General features: G+C 70.8%; 18 protein-coding genes and 1 pseudogene. 14 read left to right on the top strand and 5 right to left on the bottom strand.

Annotation, left to right across the window (positions count from 1 at the left end; genetic code table 11):
• The first annotated feature begins 3 nt into the window (after window positions 1-3).
• The 13 genes from ACFY01_RS12050 (at window position 4) to ACFY01_RS11990 (ending at window position 11,501) form a co-directional block, all read left to right on the top strand.
• Window positions 4-1,353, top strand: a complete 1,350-nt coding sequence (locus tag ACFY01_RS12050) for a hypothetical protein (protein ID WP_390735582.1) — start codon at window positions 4-6, stop codon at window positions 1,351-1,353.
• Between the two features lie 17 nt (window positions 1,354-1,370).
• Window positions 1,371-1,934: a GNAT family N-acetyltransferase gene (locus ACFY01_RS12045; protein ID WP_390735581.1), complete on the top strand. Its 564-nt coding sequence runs from the start codon at window positions 1,371-1,373 to the stop codon at window positions 1,932-1,934.
• A gap of 148 nt (window positions 1,935-2,082) precedes the next feature.
• Window positions 2,083-2,166: a putative leader peptide gene (locus ACFY01_RS12040; protein WP_309486338.1), complete on the top strand. Its 84-nt coding sequence runs from the start codon at window positions 2,083-2,085 to the stop codon at window positions 2,164-2,166.
• Between the two features lie 127 nt (window positions 2,167-2,293).
• Window positions 2,294-3,994, top strand: coding sequence for a nitrite/sulfite reductase (locus tag ACFY01_RS12035; RefSeq protein WP_390735580.1), 1,701 nt, complete (start codon window positions 2,294-2,296; stop codon window positions 3,992-3,994).
• Window positions 3,991-4,182 (top strand): hypothetical protein, encoded by a 192-nt coding sequence (locus ACFY01_RS12030; RefSeq protein ID WP_390735579.1) that lies wholly within the window; start codon window positions 3,991-3,993, stop codon window positions 4,180-4,182. The genes ACFY01_RS12035 and ACFY01_RS12030 overlap by 4 nt, the downstream gene beginning before the upstream one ends.
• On the top strand, window positions 4,179-4,889 hold the full coding sequence (locus ACFY01_RS12025; RefSeq protein WP_390735578.1) for a phosphoadenylyl-sulfate reductase: 711 nt from the start codon (window positions 4,179-4,181) through the stop codon (window positions 4,887-4,889). Before ACFY01_RS12030 ends, ACFY01_RS12025 begins: the two co-directional genes overlap by 4 nt.
• Before the next feature lie 26 nt (window positions 4,890-4,915).
• Window positions 4,916-5,452 (top strand): adenylyl-sulfate kinase, encoded by a 537-nt coding sequence (gene cysC, locus ACFY01_RS12020; protein WP_361451671.1) that lies wholly within the window; start codon window positions 4,916-4,918, stop codon window positions 5,450-5,452.
• Window positions 5,449-6,384 carry a sulfate adenylyltransferase subunit CysD gene (cysD, locus tag ACFY01_RS12015; protein WP_390735577.1) on the top strand — a complete coding sequence of 312 codons (936 nt, stop codon included), beginning with the start codon at window positions 5,449-5,451 and terminating at the stop codon, window positions 6,382-6,384. Before cysC ends, cysD begins: the two co-directional genes overlap by 4 nt.
• A gap of 2 nt (window positions 6,385-6,386) precedes the next feature.
• A complete protein-coding gene (locus ACFY01_RS12010) occupies window positions 6,387-7,721 on the top strand; it encodes a sulfate adenylyltransferase subunit 1 (protein ID WP_390735576.1) in 1,335 nt (444 codons plus the stop codon).
• A 232-nt stretch (window positions 7,722-7,953) separates the two neighbouring features.
• Window positions 7,954-9,075 (top strand): aliphatic sulfonate ABC transporter substrate-binding protein, encoded by a 1,122-nt coding sequence (locus tag ACFY01_RS12005; RefSeq protein ID WP_390735575.1) that lies wholly within the window; start codon window positions 7,954-7,956, stop codon window positions 9,073-9,075.
• Window positions 9,076-9,107: 32 nt separating this feature from the next.
• Window positions 9,108-9,887 (top strand): ABC transporter ATP-binding protein, encoded by a 780-nt coding sequence (locus ACFY01_RS12000; protein ID WP_390735574.1) that lies wholly within the window; start codon window positions 9,108-9,110, stop codon window positions 9,885-9,887.
• The gene (locus tag ACFY01_RS11995; RefSeq protein WP_390735573.1) at window positions 9,874-10,752 is read left to right on the top strand and encodes an ABC transporter permease; all 879 of its coding nucleotides are present in this window, start codon (window positions 9,874-9,876) and stop codon (window positions 10,750-10,752) included. The genes ACFY01_RS12000 and ACFY01_RS11995 overlap by 14 nt, the downstream gene beginning before the upstream one ends.
• Before the next feature lie 5 nt (window positions 10,753-10,757).
• The gene (locus ACFY01_RS11990) at window positions 10,758-11,501 is read left to right on the top strand and encodes a sirohydrochlorin chelatase (RefSeq protein ID WP_390735572.1); all 744 of its coding nucleotides are present in this window, start codon (window positions 10,758-10,760) and stop codon (window positions 11,499-11,501) included.
• Between the two features lie 184 nt (window positions 11,502-11,685).
• Here ACFY01_RS11990 and ACFY01_RS11985 read toward each other — a convergent pair whose 3' ends face one another.
• The 4 genes from ACFY01_RS11985 to ACFY01_RS11970 all read right to left on the bottom strand — a co-directional run bounded on the left by ACFY01_RS11985 (window position 11,686) and on the right by ACFY01_RS11970 (window position 16,457).
• Window positions 11,686-14,184: a fibronectin type III domain-containing protein gene (locus tag ACFY01_RS11985; RefSeq protein WP_390735571.1), complete on the bottom strand. Its 2,499-nt coding sequence runs from the start codon at window positions 14,182-14,184 to the stop codon at window positions 11,686-11,688.
• 203 nt (window positions 14,185-14,387) lie between these two features.
• A complete protein-coding gene (locus ACFY01_RS11980; RefSeq protein ID WP_390735570.1) occupies window positions 14,388-15,032 on the bottom strand; it encodes a DsbA family protein in 645 nt (214 codons plus the stop codon).
• Between the two features lie 67 nt (window positions 15,033-15,099).
• The gene (locus ACFY01_RS11975) at window positions 15,100-15,846 is read right to left on the bottom strand and encodes a DsbA family protein (protein WP_390735569.1); all 747 of its coding nucleotides are present in this window, start codon (window positions 15,844-15,846) and stop codon (window positions 15,100-15,102) included.
• A 59-nt stretch (window positions 15,847-15,905) separates the two neighbouring features.
• Window positions 15,906-16,457, bottom strand: coding sequence for a DUF1697 domain-containing protein (locus ACFY01_RS11970; protein ID WP_390735568.1), 552 nt, complete (start codon window positions 16,455-16,457; stop codon window positions 15,906-15,908).
• Between the two features lie 210 nt (window positions 16,458-16,667).
• On the opposite strand from ACFY01_RS11970, the gene ACFY01_RS11965 reads away from it, so the two are divergent.
• Entirely contained in the window at window positions 16,668-18,911 is a 2,244-nt protein-coding gene (locus tag ACFY01_RS11965; RefSeq protein ID WP_390735567.1) for an MMPL family transporter, read from the top strand.
• 61 nt (window positions 18,912-18,972) lie between these two features.
• Here the strand turns inward: ACFY01_RS11965 and ACFY01_RS11960 are convergent.
• Window positions 18,973-19,271, bottom strand: a pseudogene (locus tag ACFY01_RS11960) (hypothetical protein); the annotation flags it as partial.
• Window positions 19,272-19,278: the final 7 nt, after the last annotated feature.

Below are 19,278 nucleotides of genomic sequence, written 5' to 3'. Positions count from 1 at the left end.
GACATGAAGCAACGCGGCAGACACCGTCGGCGCAGACGGGGCGCGGCGCTCCGCGCGGTCCTGGCCGGGACCGCCCTCGCGCTCACCGCGGCGGCCACTCTGATCAGCGCCTCGCAGGCCACGGTCGCCGACGACCCGGGCGCCCTGAAGCCGCTGGCCACCTCCGCCGAGACCGGCGTACTGCGGCTCCAGGAGCGCATGACGCCGGCCCGCTCGCTCGACCGGCTCGCCTCGGCCATGGGCCGCCCGGTCGGCGTCGGCACGGTCCTCGAGAGCGCCGACCGCACCCTGCGCGAGGCCGCCGACTGCACCTCCGGGGAACGGGAGTCGCTGCCCGTCGCCCCGGCGGCCACGGCGGCGTACTGCTGGGACCCGGCGGACACCACCGGCACCGCCGGCGCCGACTGGCGGCCGGCCTCGGTGACCACGTCCGGTGACGCGGACGACGACGGCATATGGGGCGCCCACCGCGTGATACTCGCGGGCTGGACGCACAGCACGACGACCGGGCCGGCCGCCGAGCGGGGCCTGGCCCGGGTCGCCTTCGTCGACGCCGACGACCCGCGCCACCCGGTCTACCGCTGGGTGCTGCTGGTCGTCCCGGACGACGGGGGCCGCGACTACCGCGGCCTGACCTCGCCCGTCTCCGGCATGGTCTGGTACCAGGACAAACTGCTCGTCACCGCGGGCACGGGCGCGGCCGAGGCGCTCTACGTCTACGACGTGAACCGCATCCAGCGCACCACCGTCGACGGTCCGGCGGTCGGCCGGGTGCCCGGGGGCTGGTCGGCGGACGGCTACGGCTTCGTGATGCCGGCCGTGGGCTCCTACCGCTTCCCGGCCGGACACTGCTCCGCCGCGCGGAGCGGCACCCCGTGTCCGGGCAGCCTCTCCCTGGACCGGGCGTCGGCACCCGACAGTCTGGTCGTCGGCGAACGGACCCCCGCCGGGGGCGACCGGGGCGCCCGCCTGTGGCGGTACGCCTTCAGCGTGGAGCCGGCGCGCGGCGGCCTGCTCGCCGCGGACCCGCTGGGCCGGGTGGACGCGGTCGAGGCGTACCGGACGGGGGCGGCCGGCATCCGCGGCGTGCTGTCGTACCGTCAGGCCGGCTCGGAGCGGTCCACGTGGTACGTCCAGCACCCGCCCGGGGATCTGGACGGCCACGGCACGCTCTGGCGCCAGGACACCGACGGCGCGAAGGCGGCACACTGCGGCTCGGACGACACCCACCACTGCTGGGCGGAGGGCGCCGGGTCCCTGTCCTACTCGCAGGCGACGGGCGAGGTGTGGTCGGTCACGGACCGCATGCTGTTCTCCCTGCCCCTGGCCTCGATCGACAGGTCCCTGGGATAGATGATTCTCTGACCCCCATGAGCAGCGTCATGGTCACCACCTGGTCCCTGGAGCAGACGTCCCCGGCGGACCTCCTCCCGGCCGCCGCCCCCGACGGCGACGTACGGATCGTCCGCTCCGAGGTCCCCTCCCCCGAGTTCAGCCGTTTCCTGTACGCCTCGGTCGGCGGCGACATCCGCTGGACCGACCGGCTGACCTGGAGCTACGACCGGTGGCGGGAGTTCCTGGACCGGCCGGGCGTGGAGACGTGGGTGGCCTACGACCGGGGCACCCCGGCCGGGTACGTGGAACTGGACCCGCAGGACGAGGGGGTCGTGGAGATCGCGTACTTCGGGCTGATCCCCGCCTTCCGCGGCAGGCGCATCGGTGGTCATCTGCTGGCCCACGGCACGGCCCGGGCGTGGGACCTGGCCGACCGGTGGCCCGGGCGGGCGCCGACGAAGCGGGTGTGGCTGCACACGTGCAGCAAGGACGGCGAGTTCGCCATGGACAACTACCTGCGGCGCGGCTTCCGGCTCTTCGACACCAAGGTGGAGGAGGAGCGGGAGGTGCCGGCGCCGGGGCCCTGGCCGGGGGCGTAGCGGCCGGTGTCGATCACTCATGACGCACTGCGCCTGACCATGAGGCAGGGCACATGACGCAGATCACAGCGTCCATCATTCGGGACATGCGTGTCCAACATGCGGATCACGGTGGACTGGCCAGAGATCCGCATGACACGCTTCCGTCATGTCTGGAACTGGGATTGCCTTGGTGAGTCGGCGGCACGTCGACCTCGGCCGCATGTCCAGCGCCATCTGTCCGGCGAGCTGACCGCTCCAGCGACGCCGACAGTCCTGACTTCCCTCTCCTCCTGCGCGACGATGCGCACGTATGCCCGTATGCGCCCATACGCGCAGGTCAGAGCCGCTTTCCGCCTGTCCCGAAGGACGTAACAACCATGGCCGCCACCCCGCAGAACCCTGCCGCCTCCGCGCCCCGCCGCAAGGTGAGTCGTCACCGCGGTGAGGGTCAGTGGGCCGTGGGTCACTTCACCCCGCTCAACGGCAACGAACAGGTCAAGAAGGACGACGACGGTCTCAATGTGCGGACACGCATTGAGACGATCTACTCCAAGCGCGGCTTCGACTCGATCGACCCCAGCGACCTGCGCGGGCGTATGCGCTGGTGGGGGCTGTACACCCAGCGCAAGCCCGGGATCGACGGCGGCAAGACCGCGATCCTGGAGCCGGAGGAGCTGGACGACGAGTACTTCATGCTGCGCGTCCGTATCGACGGCGGGGCGCTGACCACCCGGCAGCTGCGGGTCATCGGTGAGATCTCACAGGAGTTCGCGCGCGGCACCGCGGACATCACCGACCGGCAGAACGTCCAGTACCACTGGATCCGGATCGAGGACGTGCCCACGATCTGGGAACGCCTGGAGGGCGTGGGCCTGTCCACGGTCACCGCCTGCGGCGACACCCCCCGTGTGATGATCGGCTCCCCGGTGGCGGGCATCGCCGAGGACGAGATCATCGACGGCACCCCCGCGCTTGAGGAGATGAAGCGCCGGGTCCTGAACAACAAGGCGTACTCGAACCTCCCGCGGAAGTTCAAGACGGCCATCTCCGGGTCGCCGGTGCTGGACGTGGTGCACGAGATCAACGACGTCGCCTTCGTCGGCGTGCGCCACCCCGAGCACGGCCCCGGCTTCGACGTGTGGGTCGGCGGCGGTCTGTCCACCAACCCCAAGCTCGGCGTGCGGCTCGGCGCCTGGGTGCCGATCGACGAGGTCCCGGACGTCTACGAGGGCGTCGTGTCGATCTTCCGTGACTACGGCTACCGCCGGCTGCGCAACCGGGCCCGCCTGAAGTTCCTCGTGGCCGACTGGGGCCCGGAGAAGTTCCGGCAGGTGCTGGAGGAGGAGTACCTGGGCGGCCGCAAGCTTCTCGACGGGCCCGCTCCCGAGCAGCCCGTCCAGCGGTGGCGCGACCACATCGGCGTGCACCGGCAGAAGGACGGCCGGTTCTACGTCGGCTTCGCCCCGCGCGTGGGACGCGTCGACGGCGCCACGCTCACGAAGATCGCCGACCTCGCCGAGGCCCACGGCTCGGGCCGGGTGCGCACCACCGTCGAGCAGAAGATGATCGTCCTCGATGTCGAGGAGGACCAGGTCGACTCGCTCGTCGAGGGTCTGGAGGCCCTGGACCTCAGCGCCAGGCCGTCCCCGTTCCGGCGCGGCACCATGGCCTGCACCGGTATCGAGTTCTGCAAGCTCGCCATCGTGGAGACCAAGCAGCGCGGCTCGCAGCTGATCGACGAACTCGAGCGCCGGATCCCGGACTTCGACGAGCCGATCACCATCAACCTCAACGGCTGCCCGAACGCCTGCGCCCGCATCCAGACGGCGGACATCGGCCTCAAGGGCCAGCTGGTCCTGGACAAGGACGGCAACCAGGTCGAGGGCTACCAGGTGCACCTCGGCGGCGCGCTGGGCCTGGAGCCCGGCTTCGGCCGCAAGGTGCGCGGTCTGAAGGTCACCGCGGAGGAGCTCCCCGACTACGTGGAGCGCGTCCTCAAGCGCTTCCAGGCCGAGCGCGAGGACGGCGAGCGGTTCGCCGTCTGGGCGGCCCGTGCCGACGAGGAGGCCCTCTCATGAGCGAGCGGGCCGCCCCCTTCTACTGCCCCTACTGCGGCGACGAGGACCTGCGTCCCAGCGAAGCCCCTCAGAGCGGTCACGGCGCCTGGGAATGCGCGGCGTGCAACCGCGCATTCCAGCTGAAGTTCCTCGGGCTGCTCGCCCGGGGGCTTCAGCGAGCCGACAACGGAGGGGATGACCGGACATGACGACGGCTCAGGAAGAACGTTCGACCGAGGAACTGAAGGCGCTCGCCGAGCAGGCGGGCCGTGAGCTGGAGGACGCCTCCGCGCTGGAGATCCTCCAGTGGGCGGTCGACACCTTCGGCAAGGGCTTCTGCGTCACGTCCTCCATGGAGGACGCGGTGGTCGCCCATCTGGCGTCCCGTGTCCAAAAGGGCGTGGACGTCGTGTTCCTCGACACGGGCTACCACTTCCCGGAGACCATCGGCACCCGCGACGCGGTCGAGGCCGTGATGGACGTCAACGTCATCACCCTCACTCCGAAGCAGACGGTCGCCGAGCAGGACGCCGAGTACGGCCCCAGGCTGCACGACCGCGACCCCGACCTGTGCTGCAAGCTCCGCAAGGTCCAGCCCCTGGAGGAGGGCCTCGAGGGCTACCGGGCCTGGGCGACCGGCCTGCGCCGCGACGAGTCCCCGACCCGGGCGAACACCCCGGTAGTCGGCTGGGACGACAAGCGCCAGAAGGTGAAGGTCTCCCCGATCGCCCGCTGGACGCAGGACGACGTGGACGCCTACGTCGCCGAACACGGCGTACTGACCAACCCGCTGCTTATGGACGGCTACCCCTCCATCGGCTGCGCGCCCTGCACCCGCCGGGTGCTCGAGGGCGAGGACGCGCGCGCGGGCCGCTGGGCGGGCCGCGCCAAGACCGAGTGCGGGCTGCACGGCTGACCATGACACAGACATTGGAGACCCACGTGACGACCGGAGCCACCGTCTGGCTCACGGGCCTGCCGAGTGCCGGCAAGACCACCATCGCCCACGAGCTGGCGGGCCGGCTGCGCGAGGAGGGCCACCTCGTCGAGGTGCTCGACGGCGACGAGATCCGCGAGTTCATCTCGGCGGGCCTCGGCTTCAGCCGCGAGGACCGGCACACCAACGTGCAGCGCATCGGCTTCGTCGCCGAACTGCTGGCCCGCAACGGCGTCAAGGCGCTGGTACCGGTCATCGCGCCGTACGCGGACAGCCGGGACGCGGTACGCAAGCGGCACCAGGAGAACGGCACGGCGTACCTGGAGGTGCACGTGGCGACCCCGGTCGAGGTCTGCTCGGTGCGCGATGTGAAGGGGCTGTACGCCAAGCAGGCCGCGGGCGAGCTGACGGGGCTCACGGGCGTCGACGACCCCTACGAGGAGCCCGAGTCGCCCGACCTGCGCATCGAGTCGCAGCACCAGAGCGTGCCTGAGTCGGCGGCCTCCGTGTACGCCCTGCTCAGCGAAAGGGGACTGGCATGACGACCACGGTGAAGGCCGAGGGGGGCGTCGACAGCCCGTACGCCCTCAGCCACCTGGACGCGCTGGAGTCCGAGGCGGTGCACATCTTCCGCGAGGTGGCGGGCGAGTTCGAGAAGCCGGTGATCCTGTTCTCCGGCGGCAAGGACTCCATCCTCATGCTGCACCTCGCGCTGAAGGCGTTCGCGCCGGCCCGCGTGCCGTTCTCCCTGCTGCACGTGGACACCGGGCACAACTTCCCCGAGGTGCTGGACTACCGGGACCGGACGGTCGAGAGGCACGGGCTGCGCCTCCACGTGGCCTCCGTGCAGGACTACATCGACCGCGGTGTGCTCAAGGAGCGCCCCGACGGCACCCGCAACCCCCTCCAGACGGTGCCGCTCACGGAGAAGATCCAGAGCGAGCGGTTCGACGCCGTCTTCGGCGGCGGACGCCGCGACGAGGAGAAGGCCCGGGCGAAGGAGCGGGTGTTCTCGCTGCGCGACGAGTTCTCCCAGTGGGACCCGCGCCGGCAGCGCCCCGAGCTGTGGAACCTGTACAACGGCCGGCACGCGCCCGGCGAACACGTCCGCGTCTTCCCGCTCAGCAACTGGACGGAACTGGACGTCTGGCAGTACATCGCCCGCGAGGGCATCGAGCTGCCCGAGATCTACTTCGCGCACGAGCGTGAGGTCTTCCAGCGGGGCGGCATGTGGCTGACGGCGGGCGAGTGGGGCGGCCCCAAGGACGGCGAGACCGTCGAGAAGCGGCTGGTCCGCTACCGCACCGTCGGCGACATGTCCTGCACCGGCGCCGTCGACTCCGACGCCACGACGCTGGACGCCGTCATCGCCGAGATCGCCGCGTCCCGGCTGACCGAGCGCGGCGCCACCCGCGCCGACGACAAGCTCTCCGAGGCCGCGATGGAAGACCGCAAGCGCGAGGGGTACTTCTAAGCATGAGCACGACGACGACCGAGGCTCTCTCGGCCACCACCCTGCTGCGGTTCGCCACCGCGGGCTCCGTCGACGACGGCAAGTCCACCCTCGTCGGCCGCCTGCTGCACGACTCCAAGTCGGTCCTCACCGACCAGCTGGAGGCCGTCGAGCACGCCTCCCGCAGCCGCGGCAAGGACGCGCCCGACCTTGCGCTGCTGACGGACGGTCTGCGGGCCGAGCGCGAGCAGGGCATCACCATCGACGTGGCCTACCGCTACTTCGCCACGCCCAAGCGCCGCTTCATCCTCGCCGACACCCCCGGCCATGTGCAGTACACCCGCAACATGGTCACCGGCGCCTCCACCGCCGAACTGACGGTGATCCTGGTCGACGCCCGCAACGGCGTCGTCGAGCAGACCCGCCGGCACGCCGCGATCGCCGCGCTGCTGCGCGTCCCGCACGTCGTCCTCGCCGTCAACAAGATGGACCTGGTCGGCTACCAGGAGTCCGTCTTCGCCGCCATCGCCGAGGAGTTCACGGCGTACGCGCTCGAACTGGGCGTCCCGGAGATCACCGCGATCCCGATCTCGGCGCTGGCCGGCGACAACGTGGTGGACCCGTCCGCGAACATGGACTGGTACGGCGGGCCGACCTTCCTGGAGCACCTGGAGACGGTCCCGGTCAGCCACGACCTGAGCCACTGCCACGCGCGGCTGCCCGTGCAGTACGTGATCCGGCCGCAGACGGCCGAGCACCCGGACTACCGGGGCTACGCGGGCCAGATCGCCGCCGGTTCGTTCCGCGTCGGCGAGGCGGTCACCGTCCTGCCGTCCGGCCGTACCTCGAGGATCTCCGGCATCGACCTGCTCGGCGAGCCGGTCGACGTCGCCTGGACCACCCAGTCGGTGACGATCCTCCTGGAGGACGACATCGACATCTCGCGCGGCGACCTGATCGTGCCGACCAAGGACGCCCCGGCGACCACCCAGGACATCGAGGCCACGGTCTGCCACGTCGCCGACGCCCCGCTGACCGTCGGCCACCGGGTGCTGCTCAAGCACGGCACCCGCACGGTCAAGGCGATCGTCAAGGACATCCCGTCCCGGCTCACGCTCGCCGACCTCTCCCTGCACCCGCACCCGGGGCACCTCGTCGCCAACGACATCGGCCGGGTGAAGATCCGTACCGCCGAGCCGCTGCCGGTCGACTCCTACTCCGACTCGCGGCGCACCGGCTCCTTCATCCTGATCGACCCCAGCGACGGCACCACGCTCACCGCGGGCATGGTGGGCGAGTCGTTCGCGTCCCCCGAGCCGGTCAAGGACGAGGCCGCGGACGACGGGTGGGACTTCTGACCATGAGGACGACCGACGTCTACTCGACGTTCGCGAAGGAGGGCGGCCGTGTCGGCAGCGGCGCCCTCGGCAGCGGGCAGGGCGGAGTGGCGCGATGTGTGCGCTGACGTACGCGCACCGCTTGCGCGCCCCGTCCCCCCACCCGACGTCCCGGAAGCGACGAAGACCTGCCGACCTCCCGGCCACGACCTGAGAGACCGTGACCGCCGGGCCTCCGAGAGGAAAACCTCCCGTGCCTGTCAACCGCTCACCCCGTTCGACGTTTCTTCGCCGCGGCGCAGCCGTGGTGGCAGCGCTCCCCCTGCTCACGCTCGCCGCTTGCGGCTACGGGTCCAAGTCCACGACCGACAACGCCAAGGAGAAGGTCGCCGCCGGGGCGTCCAAGATCGACGGTCTCGGCTCCGTCAAGATCGGCTACTTCGGCAATCTGACCCACGGCACCGCGCTCGTCGCCCGTCAGCAGGGCCTGTTCCAGAAGGAACTGGGCGCCACCAAGGCGGGCTACCAGATCTTCAACGCCGGTCCTTCCGAGATCGAGGCGCTGAACTCGGGCTCCATCGACATCGGCTGGATCGGCCCGTCCCCGGCGATCAACGGTTACGTCAAGTCCAGCGGCAAGGGCCTGAAGATCATCGGCGGTTCGGCCTCCGGCGGCGTGAAGCTCGTCGTCAACCCCAAGAAGATCAAGTCCCTGAAGGACGTCAAGGGCAAGAAGATCGCCACCCCGCAGCTCGGCAACACGCAGGACGTGGCGTTCCTCAACTGGATCGCCGACCAGGGCTGGAAGGTCGACGCGAACACCGGGAAGGGCGATGTGTCGGTGGTCCGCACCGACAACAAGATCACTCCGGACGCCTACAAGTCCGGTGCCATCGACGGTGCCTGGGTGCCGGAGCCGACCGCGTCCAAGCTGGTCGCCGAGGGCGGCAAGGTACTGCTCGACGAGTCGACGCTGTGGCCGGACAAGAAGTTCGTGATCACGAACATCATCGTGCGGCAGGACTTCCTCAAGAAGCACCCGAAGGCCGTCGAGGCCGTGCTGAAGGCCTCGGTCGAGGCCAACAAGTGGATCAACGCCAACCCCGACGAGGCCAAGGCCACGGCGAACAAGCGGCTGGAGGCGGACTCCGGCAAGGCGCTGCCGGCGGCCGTCATCGACCCGGCGTGGAAGTCGATCCAGTTCACCAACGACCCGCTGGCCTCCACCCTCGACACCGAGGCGGAGCACGCGGTCAAGGCCGGCCTGCTGGACAAGTCGAACCTGAAGGGGATCTACGACCTCACCCTCCTCAACAAGGTCCTCAAGGCCGAGGGCGAGAGCACGGTGGACGACGCCGGTCTCGGCGCCAGCTGATCGACGACCCGAGTTCCCAGGAGGTGGCGACCATGGCAACGACCCTCGCCAAGGCCGAAGAGTCGGTGGAGTACGCCGCTCGCCTTGAGCATGTCTCGAAGTCCTTCGCAGGGCCGGGCGGGCAGCAGCTCGTCCTGGACGACATCAGCCTCGATGTCGCGCCGGGCGAGTTCGTCACCCTCCTGGGGGCCTCGGGCTGCGGCAAGTCCACACTGCTGAACCTGGTGGCGGGGCTGGACAAGCCGACCGTCGGCTCCATCGCGACGGACGGCCGGCCGGCCCTGATGTTCCAGGAGCACGCGCTCTTCCCGTGGCTGACCGCGGGCAAGAACATCGAACTGGCCCTCAAGCTCAGGGGGGTTCCGAAGAACGAGCGGCGCGGCAAGGCCGACGAGCTGCTCGAACTCGTCCGGCTGAAGGGCGCGTACGGCAAGCGCGTCCACGAGCTGTCGGGCGGTATGCGCCAGCGTGTGGCCCTGGCCCGGGCGCTCGCCCAGGAGAGCAACCTGCTGCTGATGGACGAGCCGTTCGCGGCGCTGGACGCCATCACGCGGGACGTGCTGCACGACGAACTGACGCGGATCTGGGCGGAGACGGGCGTGTCCGTCCTCTTCGTCACGCACAACGTGCGCGAGGCGGTACGGCTCGCGCAGCGCGTCATCCTGCTGTCGTCCCGCCCGGGACGCATCGCCCGGGACTGGTCGGTCGACATCCCGCAGCCGCGTCGCATCGAGGACGCGCCCGTGGCCGAACTGTCCCTCGAGATAACCGATGTACTGCGTGGGGAGATCCGCCGCCATGGCCAGCACTGAGACGACACCGGCCCAGGACGCCGGGAGCGTCGAGGCGGGCCTCGACGCGCTGGAGACCACGGCCGCCGGCCGTACGCCCTTCAGCCAGACCCTCAAGAACAAGATCCTTCCGCCCATCATCGCCATCGCGGTGGTGCTGGTGGCCTGGACGCTCCTCTACCCGGCCGTCGACAACCCGTCGAAGCTGCCTTCTCCCGGCGACGTGTGGGCCGAGGTGGAGGACCAGTGGGTCAAGGGGACCCTGCTCGACTACATCTGGGGCAGCGTCTCGCGCGGTCTGCTGGGCTTCCTGCTCGCGCTGGTCATCGGCACGCCGCTGGGCCTGCTGGTGGCGCGGGTGAAGTTCGTGCGTGCGGCGTTCGGCCCGATCCTGTCCGGTCTCCAGTCACTGCCCTCGGTCGCCTGGGTCGCGCCGGCGGTGATCTGGCTGGGCCTGGACAACTCGGTGATGTTCACCGTGATCCTGCTCGGTGCCGTCCCCTCGATCGCCAACGGTCTGGTCTCCGGCGTGGACCAGGTGCCCCCGCTGTTCCTGCGCGCGGGCCGCACGCTGGGCGCGACGGGGCTGCGCGGCACCTGGCACATCGTGATGCCGGCGGCGCTGCCCGGTTATGTCGCCGGGCTGAAGCAGGGCTGGGCCTTCTCGTGGCGTTCGCTGATGGCCGCCGAGATCATCGCCCAGTCGCCGGACATGGGCATGGGTCTCGGCCAGCTGCTGGAGGTGGGCCGCACCAACAGCAGCATGGCGACGGTCTTCCTCGCCATCCTGCTCATCCTGTTCGTCGGTATAGCCATCGACCTGCTGATCTTCAGCCCGCTGGAGCGGTGGGTGCTGCGCAGCCGCGGCCTGCTGGTGAAGAGCTGAGTCCCATGCGCCATGCGAAGCCGGTCCTCCTCGTGATCGCCCACGGCAGCCGCGACCCGCGGCACGCCGCGACGGTGCACGCCCTGGTGCGTCGCGTACGGTCGCGGCGGCCGGGGCTGCGCGTGGAGACCGGCTTCCTCGACTTCAACGTCCCGTCCGTGCAAGGGGTGCTGGAGTCGCTTGCGGCGGAGGGCGTCCGTGACGTGGTGGCCCTCCCGCTGCTGCTCACCCGCGCGTTCCACGCGAAGGCGGACATCCCGGCGGTCCTGCGGGAGGCGCCGCCGCGGCTGCGGATCCGGCAGGCGGAGGTGCTGGGCCCGTCCCCGCTGCTGCTGTCGGCGCTGGAGCGCCGGCTGTACGAGGCGGGGCTGACGCCCGCCGACAAGTCCTCGACCGGGGTCGTGCTGGCCTCGGCGGGGTCCACCGACCCGGAGGCGATCGCAGTGATCGCAGAAATCGCGCGGGAGTGGCGGCACACCGGTTGGTGCGCCGTGCGACCTGCGTTCGCCTCCGCATCCCTGCCGCGCACGGAGGACGCCGTACGGGAGCTGCGGGCGCTGGGCTGCGCGAAGGTCGCGGTCGCCCCGTACGTCCTGGCCCCCGGCTTCCTCCCGGACCGCATCGCGCGGGGTGCGGCACAGGCGGACGTCCTGGCCGATGTCCTCGGTCCCGCGCCGGAGGTGGCCCGGCTGCTGCTGGAGCGCTACGACGCGGCACGCCACCCGGCGCTGGCGGCTGTGGGCGCCTAGGCCCTGGGGGGTGAGCCGGTGCGGCGGGCGGTGTCCGCGGTCCGGCGTTCCCCTGTGACGCCGGTCCGCGGACGCAGGGCCGGGGCACGGTGTCCGGCTGTGGCCAACCTTCCTGCCGTGCCCGGCACTTGGTACTGCGTCTCGTGCGGTGGAAGTGTCACAGGGGTGGGGATTCCGCCTGCCGTCAGGGTTTCGTGGTCGCCTTCACGGTTGCCGCGGGACCGGTGCCCGCCGCCGTCACCGCCGCCACGGTCACCGTGTAGGAGGTGCCGGGCCGCAGTCCGCCGAGCACCCGGAACATGCCCTTGGCGGAGGGCTGGGTGACCAGGACGTCCCGGCCGGTGACGTCGACCGGGTCGCGGCCGTCGGAGACGGTCACCCGGTAGCCGGTGATCTTCGCGTCGCCCGTCGCGGTGGGCGGGGTCCAGGCGAGGGTGGCCGCGGTGGACGCGGTGCGCAGCTTGGGTGCGGTCGGGGCGTCGGGCAGGACGCCCGGGGCCGTCGGGGTCAGCGGCGCCGAGGCCAGGGACGGGGCGCTGGCGCCGTACGCGTTGCTCGCCGTGACCGTCACCGTGAACGGCCCGCCGGACGAGGGCAGTCCGCCGATGCGGACGAGCGCGGTGCGCCTGAAGTCGGCGGCGGAGACGGTCTGTTCACCCACCTGGCGGCCGGCCGGGTCGTAGGCGCGCGCCGTGTACGACGTCACCGGTGAACCGCCGTCCGCGAACGTCGGGTTGAAGGTGGTGTACAGGGCGTCCGCGCCGGCTGTGCTCGTGCCGACCCGGGACGGCGGCTCGGGGACGGAGCGGGCGCCGACACGGCGGTCGAGCAGATTCTTGTAGGCGGGCTCAAGTCCGGCGTCGGCCAGCACCTCTGACGGTACGTCGGACGGTGCCGCCATGATCTTGTTGCCGGTCGTCACCAGCCCTTTGTTGTCGCCGTCGGCCGTGCCCTCCTCCCACCAGTTGTCCTTGATCAGGGTCGGGTCGTTGTTGCCGAGGTCGTCGCGGTAGTCGGTGTGGCGGGAGGCGACGTTGGCGTAGGAGGCGTTGTAGAGGACGTTGCCGTCGACGGTCTCGTAGGTGCAGCCGTTGTCGGTGTAGACGCTCTTGCCCAGGCCCCACTGGTCGTGGACGACGTTGCCGGTGACCTTCTCGCCGTCGGCCAGGGAGGTGCCGGTCAGGCCCTGGGTGTAGATGCCGCCGCCGTCGTCGAGCATCTGCATGTAGTCGTGGATGAGGTTGTCGCGTACGGCGTTGTCGTGGCTCGGGTTCGGGGTCGCGGGATCGCCGATCTTGTCGGGCCAGCCGCCCCAGCCCATCGAGATCGCGGAGTAGCCGACGTGGTCGATCTGGTTGTGGGCGATGGTGTCGTGCTGGGTGTAGCCGTTCAGGATCGCGACGCCGCCGTGGTACTCGCGGGGCAGGCCGTAGAGGTGGTTGTCCGTCACCTGCACGCCGGAGGCCGGGGTCCGGCCGTCCACCGAGCCGATCTCCAGGCCGTTGCCGGAGATGTCGGTGAAGACGCTGCCGCTGACGGACGAGTCCTGGCTGCCCGCCCCCAGGTCCAGCCCGGAAGCGCCGAGGTGGGCGAAGACGTCGTCGGCGAACTCGATGCGCTGCCCGTAGGCGAAGGACACGTTGCCGGGCATCTTCGTCCACGACGCGAAGGGGCAGGTGCCGCCCTCGACGTACTGGCACAGGCCTTGCGTGGCCCAGCCCTTGTCGCCGGTGATGGTGTAGCCGGCCTGGATCTCGGAGAAGCCCTCCGGTCGCGAGGGCGTCAGCCAGGTCGCGTAGCTGAACTGGATGCCGCGGAAGGTGATGTCGTGCACGGGCGCGTCCGCCGTGCCCCGCCCGTCGACCAGTTTCTCGGCCGCGGCGGCCTCGATGTCGGCGCGGGCGAGGTCCTCGCCCTTGCGGGGCAGGTAGTAGACCCTCCGCGCGGTCCTGTCGAGGTACCACTCTCCGGGCTGGTCGAGGAGTTCGTAGGCGTTCTCGACGTAGGACGCCTTGCCGCCGTTGGTGAGGTGGCCCGGGCCGACCATGCTGACCGTGCGGCCGGGGATGTCGGGGAACTCGACCCGCTTGTTGGAGTTGTCCCAGCAGGGCTGCGCCATGGTGATGGTGGTGCCCTCGGCGGAGGCGATCCGGCAGCGCGGTTCGGTCCACTGGCCCAGGCCGTCGCGTTCGATGTTCCACAGGGCCTCGCCGCTGGTGTAGACGAACTCGGCGTCGGAGGGGTGCTTCCAGTGGGCGATGGCGTCGGAGGACGCGTCGTAGCCGGTCGCCGTCTGGGTGAGGGTCACCGGCACGGCCCCGCGGGCCCGCTGGGCGCGCACCCCGTCGACGTACAACTGCCGGGTGTCGGTGAGCCCTTGGGGGGCGGGTGCGGACCACAGGCCGGCGCGGCCGGCGACCGGGCGCCAGCCGGTGACCCGGCGCCCGCCGCTGACGACCGTGCCGTCGCCGCCCTGCCAGACGACCCGGTGGCCGCCCGTGCCCGAGTCACGGGCGTCGAGCACCAGCGGTTCGGTCTGGCGGTACGTTCCGGGCGCGAGGTGGACCGTCAGGTCGCCGTGGAGGTCCGCGACCCTGGCGCGGACCAGGTCGCGGGCGCGCTTCAGGGTGCGGACGGGGTGCCGGGCGGTGCCGTTGGCGTGGTCGTCACCGACGGGCGACACATATACATCGGAGGTCACTGCCGCTTGTGCGATGGCCGTGAGCGAGGGCGCCCCGAGTAGCATAGCTGCGTAAAGCAGGGCATACAGGGTGCGTCTGGGATGTGCGGGCATATACCTCTCCCATGCGGGAAGCGTGTGCCGACCCGGGAAAGGTAGGAGCATTGATGAGTCGTCGTCAATGAGGCGGACCCAGCCGAAAGAGCTCAGTCGAAGGACAGGGAGCCGGTGCGGGTGCGCTTGAGCTCGAAGAAGCCGGGGTGCCTCGCCAGCACCCGGAAGCTGTCGAAGAGTTCGGCCGCCGCTTCCGAGCGCGGAACGGCGCGCAGTACCGGACCGAACCACACCGTGCCGTCGACGTGCAGGGTGGGCGTGCCCACGTAGCCTCCCGAGTCCGGCTCGGCCCAGGCGTCGTGGCTGCGGCGCACCGCCTCGTCGTACGCCGGGTCGTGGGCGGCGTCGGCCAGATCCGCGGGGAGTCCCAGGTCGGCGAGGGACTCGGTGACGACCGCGTCGAAATCCTGGGCGTACTCGGTACCGCGCTCGTGGATGCGGGTGCCGAAGGCGGTGTAGAGGTCCCGCAGCACCTTCTCGCCGTGCCGGCCGGCGGCGGCCACCGCGACCCGGACCGGGCCGATCGACCGGTCGACGAGATCCCGGTACCAGTCCGGGAGTTCGTTGCCGAGATTGTGCAGGTACAGGCTCATCGCGTGGAAGCGGAGGTCGAGCGGGCGCAGGCGCTCGACCTCCAGCAGCCAGCGGGAGGTGATCCAGGCGAAGGGGCACGCGGGGTCGAAGGCGAAGTCGACGCGGACGGGCGCGCCGGTGCGGTCGGTCTCGGAAGGCGTCACACCGACGACGCTAGCCGCCGAATGGCGCAGGGTCCCGGCCCAATCGCCCGCTGTTTCAGTGGCCCATTCAGCTGTCCGCGGCGGGCGCCTGGGCGGCGGCCTCGCCTATGGCCAGTTGCAGGGAGTCGCCCCTGAAGATCCTGCTGCGCAGCGGCCCCTCGACGATGACGCCGTTCACGGCGAACGTCGGTGTGCCCGGCGCGTGGTCGTGGGTGTAGGCCCGCTGGGAGGCGGTGACGAAGTCCGCGTACTTCATGCCCCGGACGGCGGCGTCGAAGTCCGGGCCGCGCAGGCCGTGCACCCGGGAGGCGACGCGCAGCAGGAACGCGTCGGTGTAGCCGTCGGTCTCCTCCGGCGGCTGGTGGGCGTAGAGGGCGTCGTGGTACTCGAGGAACTTGCCCTTGTCCAGCGCGGCGCGCAGCGCGTTGGCCGCCTTGCGGGAGCCCTTGCCGCCGAGCCGGCCGTCGAGGAAGGACGCAAGCGTGTACTCGGTCCTGACCTCGCCGGAGACGGTGATCCCACGCAGGGCCTTGCCCCCGCCGTCCTCCTCGAAGTCCCGGCAGACGGGGCAGCGCGGGTCCTCGTAGAGGTGGACGGTCGTGGCCGCGTGCGGGGCGCCGACGACGATCGTGGTGCCGTCGGCGGCGAGCCGCTCGGGGAGTTCCCCGGAGTTCTTGTAGGAGACGGCGGTGGCGGCCCCGTCCGCTTTTCCGCTCCCCCGGTCCCGGCCGCCACCGCAACCGGTGGCCGACGCGCCCACCAGCACTATCCCCGTGATCACCGCGACCGCGCGGAGTCTCCCGCTTCCCTGCATCGGATCTTCCCTCCCCTGAGTGCGAAGGAGACCCTATGCGAAGGACCCTGTGCGGCGGGTCACGCTCGCGGAGCCGTCATATCCACCAGCTTGACCACGGTGTTCCAGTTCCGGCTCGTGGCGATCAGGCCCTTGGTGAGCCGCGGCCGGGACAGGGCCTCGGCGAGCTTGGAGCGGCCGAGGCCGTCCGGGGCGTACAGGTACAGCGACCGGTCGCCGAGGCGGAACTCCTCGGGGAGGTGGGCGGCCCGGTCGATCTCCGCGAAGCGTTCCGCCGTGACGGCCGCGGAGAAGTACGTGATGTGCAGCTGCTTGGCCTCCAGGTCGGCGGCGGGGAACGGGCAGGCCTCCGCCACGGCCTTCAGGTAGGCGTGGGTGCGCACGATCACGTCCACGGAGAAGCCGAACTGCCGCTCGATCGCCCGGGTCAGCTCGTCGGCCAGGGACTCCTCGTCGCCGTGGCCGGAGGTGAAGACGGCCTGGCCGCTCTGGAGGTGGGTGCGCACGCCTTCGTGGCCGAGGCCCGTCATCAGCTCCCGCAGGTCGGCCATTGGCAGTTTCTTGCTGCCGCCCACGTTGATGCCCCGCAGCAGCGCCGCATACGTCGTCATCCCGACACCCTAGAGCGGCCGTCGTGCCTGGGGGGTCACACCCTGATCACGGCCCCCGAGACGCGCGGATAGATGTAAGGGCCCGTTGTCCTCCCCGGCGACGAGAGGACGTCGTCCTACTTCACCGGGCAGCACGACGATAAGGCCTTATCCGGCCCATACCTTCGTAGCGAGTCCACGTACGGAGCAGAACAAGGGGGATGGCCCGTCATGGGTAACGGAGACACGCGGGTGCGGGGCCTGGCCGCCCGCGCCGGCGGCTGGAGCGCCCGGCATCGCTGGGCGGCCGTCGGCATATGGGTGCTGTTCGTCGTCCTGGCGATGGGGCTCGGTTCGGCGGCGGGCCGGGTCGACGTCGACGACAGCGACCAGCTCAAGGGAGAGACGCACACCGCCGCCCGGATCATCGACGACGCGGGGATCAAGGAGCCGGCCGGGGAGACCGTCCTGATCCAGTCGAAGGACGGTTCCCTGAAGGCCACGGACCCCGAGTTCAAGGCCACCGTCGCGGACGTGGTGAAGGCCGTCGGCGCCACCGGCAAGGTCACCGGTGTCAGCTCCCCCTACGACACCCGGACGATCTCGAAGGACGGCCGCAGCGCGCTGGTGCAGTTCGACATGCGCGGCGACGCGGACACGGCCGCCGACCGGGTCGAGCCGGTACTGAAGGCCGTCGACGGGGTGCAGAAGAAGCACGGGTCGCTGCGGATCGAGGAGATCGGCGGCGCCAGCATGCAGAAGCAGTACAAGGACGCCTTCGGCGACGACTTCCAGCAGGCCGAGTACTCCGCCGTGCCGGTCGCCCTCGGCATCCTGCTGATCGCGTTCGGGGCGCTGGTGGCGGCGCTGCTGCCGGTGGCGCTGGCGATCACCGCGATCATGGCGACGATGGGTCTGATGGGCATCGTCAGCCATCTCCAGCCGATGAGCGACACCGCCAACTCCGTGATGCTGCTGGTCGGCATGGCGGTCGGCGTCGACTACTGCCTGTTCTACCTGCGCCGGGAGCGCGAGGAGCGGGACGCCGGGCGGGATGCGGGCACCGCCCTGCGGATCGCCGCCGCCACCAGCGGCCGGGCGATCATCGTCTCCGGTGTCACGGTGTGCGTGGCGATGGCGGGCATGCTGTTCACCGGACTCGCCACGTTCGAGGCGATGGGCCTGGCCTCGCTGATCGTCGTGGCGGTCGCCATGGTCGGCTCCGTGACCGTGCTGCCCGCACTGCTGTCGCTGCTGGGCGAGCGGGTGGAGAAGGGACGGATCCCGTTCCTGCGCCGGCGCCGGACCGGCGGGAGTTCGGAGAGCCGCTTCTGGACGGCCGTGCTGCGCGGTGTGCTCGCCCGGCCGCTGGTCTCCGTGGTCGTGGCGGTGGGCGCGCTGCTGGCCGTGGCCGCGCCCGCGCTGGGCATGAAGACCGCGCAGCTCACCCTGGACCAGGAGTTCGGTGACTCGCTGCCCATCGTGCAGACCTACAACCGGCTCAACGACGCCTTCCCCGGCGGTTCCGAGCCGGCCGAGGTGGTCGTGAAGGCCAAGGACATCAACGCACCCGAGGTGCGGCGGGCACTGGCCGACTTCAAGGAGCAGGCGGTCGCCTCGGGCGCCTCGCTCGGGCCGGTCGACATCAAGCTGCACGACGCGCAGAACGTCGCCCTGGTGTCCGTACCGCTGGTCGGCGGCTCGGACATGGACAAGGCGACCAAGAGCCTGGAGAAGCTGCGGGACGAGGTACGGCCCGCCACGCTCGGCAAGGTCGACGGCGTCCAGGCGCCGGTCACCGGAAACGTCGCGGGCAACCACGACTTCAACGACCAGCTGATGGGCTCCGTCGCCCCGGTCTTCGCGTTCGTGGTGGTCTTCGCCTTCCTGCTGATGCTGCTGTCGTTCCGCTCGCTGACCGTGGCGATCACCTCGATCCTGCTGAACCTGCTGTCGGTGGGCGCGGCGTACGGCATCCTCGTCGCCGTCTTCCAGCACGGCTGGGGCGCCTCGCTGGTGGGTGCGGAGGGCGTCGGCGCGGTCGTCACCTGGCTGCCGCTGTTCCTCTTCGTGATCCTGTTCGGTCTGTCCATGGACTACCACGTGTTCGTGGTCTCCCGGATCCGCGAGGCCCGGATGCGCGGCCGCAGCACGAGGGACGCGATCCAGCACGGCGTGGTCACCACGGCCGGTGTCGTCACCAGCGCCGCCGTCATCATGGTCGCCGTGTTCGCGATCTTCGGCACGCTGTCCATGCAGGACATGAAGCAGATGGGTGTGGGCCTGGCCACCGCCGTGCTGATCGACGCGACGGTCATCCGCGGTGTGCTGCTGCCGGCCGTGATGGCGCTGCTGGGCGAGCGCAACTGGTACCTGCCCAAGTGGATGAACCGGCTGCCCGACCTCACCCACGACGAGTCGCCGGAGGCGGTGGCCGCACCGCCTCGTCCCGAGGGCGACCGGCTGAGCGTCTGATTCCGCCCGTTGACAGAGGGCCCGTTGGTATCCCGGGGGAACCAACGGGCCCTCTCCCGCGCGCGTCGTTCAGGAAGGGCTCGACGTTGTCCAGCAGGGTGGTGCCCCAGGCCTCCGGGTCGGCGTCCGGGCCGGGCAGCGTGAGGTGGAGGGCACGGGCCGGGCACCGGTCTGGGCGATCTTCTCGGCGAACCCCGGCGGGATGGCTCAAGTGACCCGGTGTCCGCGGGCGACGAGCTCGCGGATCACCTCCAGGCTGGGGTTGACGTGGCCGTGGAGGGCGATCGAGAACATGGCGATGTGGGCGGGGTCGGTCATGACGGTGACAGCATGCGAGACGAGACATCTCGTTCGCACCATTTCCCCG

Origin of the sequence: Streptomyces sp. NPDC001480 (assembly GCF_042894725.1) — a bacterium.
GTDB lineage: Bacteria > Actinomycetota > Actinomycetes > Streptomycetales > Streptomycetaceae > Streptomyces.
Note: the sequence above shows the minus strand (reverse complement) of the source record. Positions and strands in the feature narration are given on the sequence as shown.

Coding starts and splice junctions, on each gene's coding strand:
- ACFY01_RS12050 (WP_390735582.1), top strand. CDS start 4: ATGAAGCAACGCGGCAGACACCGTCGGCGCAGACGGGGCGCGGCGCTC.
- ACFY01_RS12045 (WP_390735581.1), top strand. CDS start 1,371: ATGAGCAGCGTCATGGTCACCACCTGGTCCCTGGAGCAGACGTCCCCG.
- ACFY01_RS12040 (WP_309486338.1), top strand. CDS start 2,083: ATGTCTGGAACTGGGATTGCCTTGGTGAGTCGGCGGCACGTCGACCTC.
- ACFY01_RS12035 (WP_390735580.1), top strand. CDS start 2,294: ATGGCCGCCACCCCGCAGAACCCTGCCGCCTCCGCGCCCCGCCGCAAG.
- ACFY01_RS12030 (WP_390735579.1), top strand. CDS start 3,991: ATGAGCGAGCGGGCCGCCCCCTTCTACTGCCCCTACTGCGGCGACGAG.
- ACFY01_RS12025 (WP_390735578.1), top strand. CDS start 4,179: ATGACGACGGCTCAGGAAGAACGTTCGACCGAGGAACTGAAGGCGCTC.
- cysD (WP_390735577.1), top strand. CDS start 5,449: ATGACGACCACGGTGAAGGCCGAGGGGGGCGTCGACAGCCCGTACGCC.
- ACFY01_RS12010 (WP_390735576.1), top strand. CDS start 6,387: ATGAGCACGACGACGACCGAGGCTCTCTCGGCCACCACCCTGCTGCGG.
- ACFY01_RS12000 (WP_390735574.1), top strand. CDS start 9,108: ATGGCAACGACCCTCGCCAAGGCCGAAGAGTCGGTGGAGTACGCCGCT.
- ACFY01_RS11995 (WP_390735573.1), top strand. CDS start 9,874: ATGGCCAGCACTGAGACGACACCGGCCCAGGACGCCGGGAGCGTCGAG.
- ACFY01_RS11990 (WP_390735572.1), top strand. CDS start 10,758: ATGCGCCATGCGAAGCCGGTCCTCCTCGTGATCGCCCACGGCAGCCGC.
- ACFY01_RS11975 (WP_390735569.1), bottom strand. CDS start 15,846: ATGCAGGGAAGCGGGAGACTCCGCGCGGTCGCGGTGATCACGGGGATA.
- ACFY01_RS11970 (WP_390735568.1), bottom strand. CDS start 16,457: ATGACGACGTATGCGGCGCTGCTGCGGGGCATCAACGTGGGCGGCAGC.
- ACFY01_RS11965 (WP_390735567.1), top strand. CDS start 16,668: ATGGGTAACGGAGACACGCGGGTGCGGGGCCTGGCCGCCCGCGCCGGC.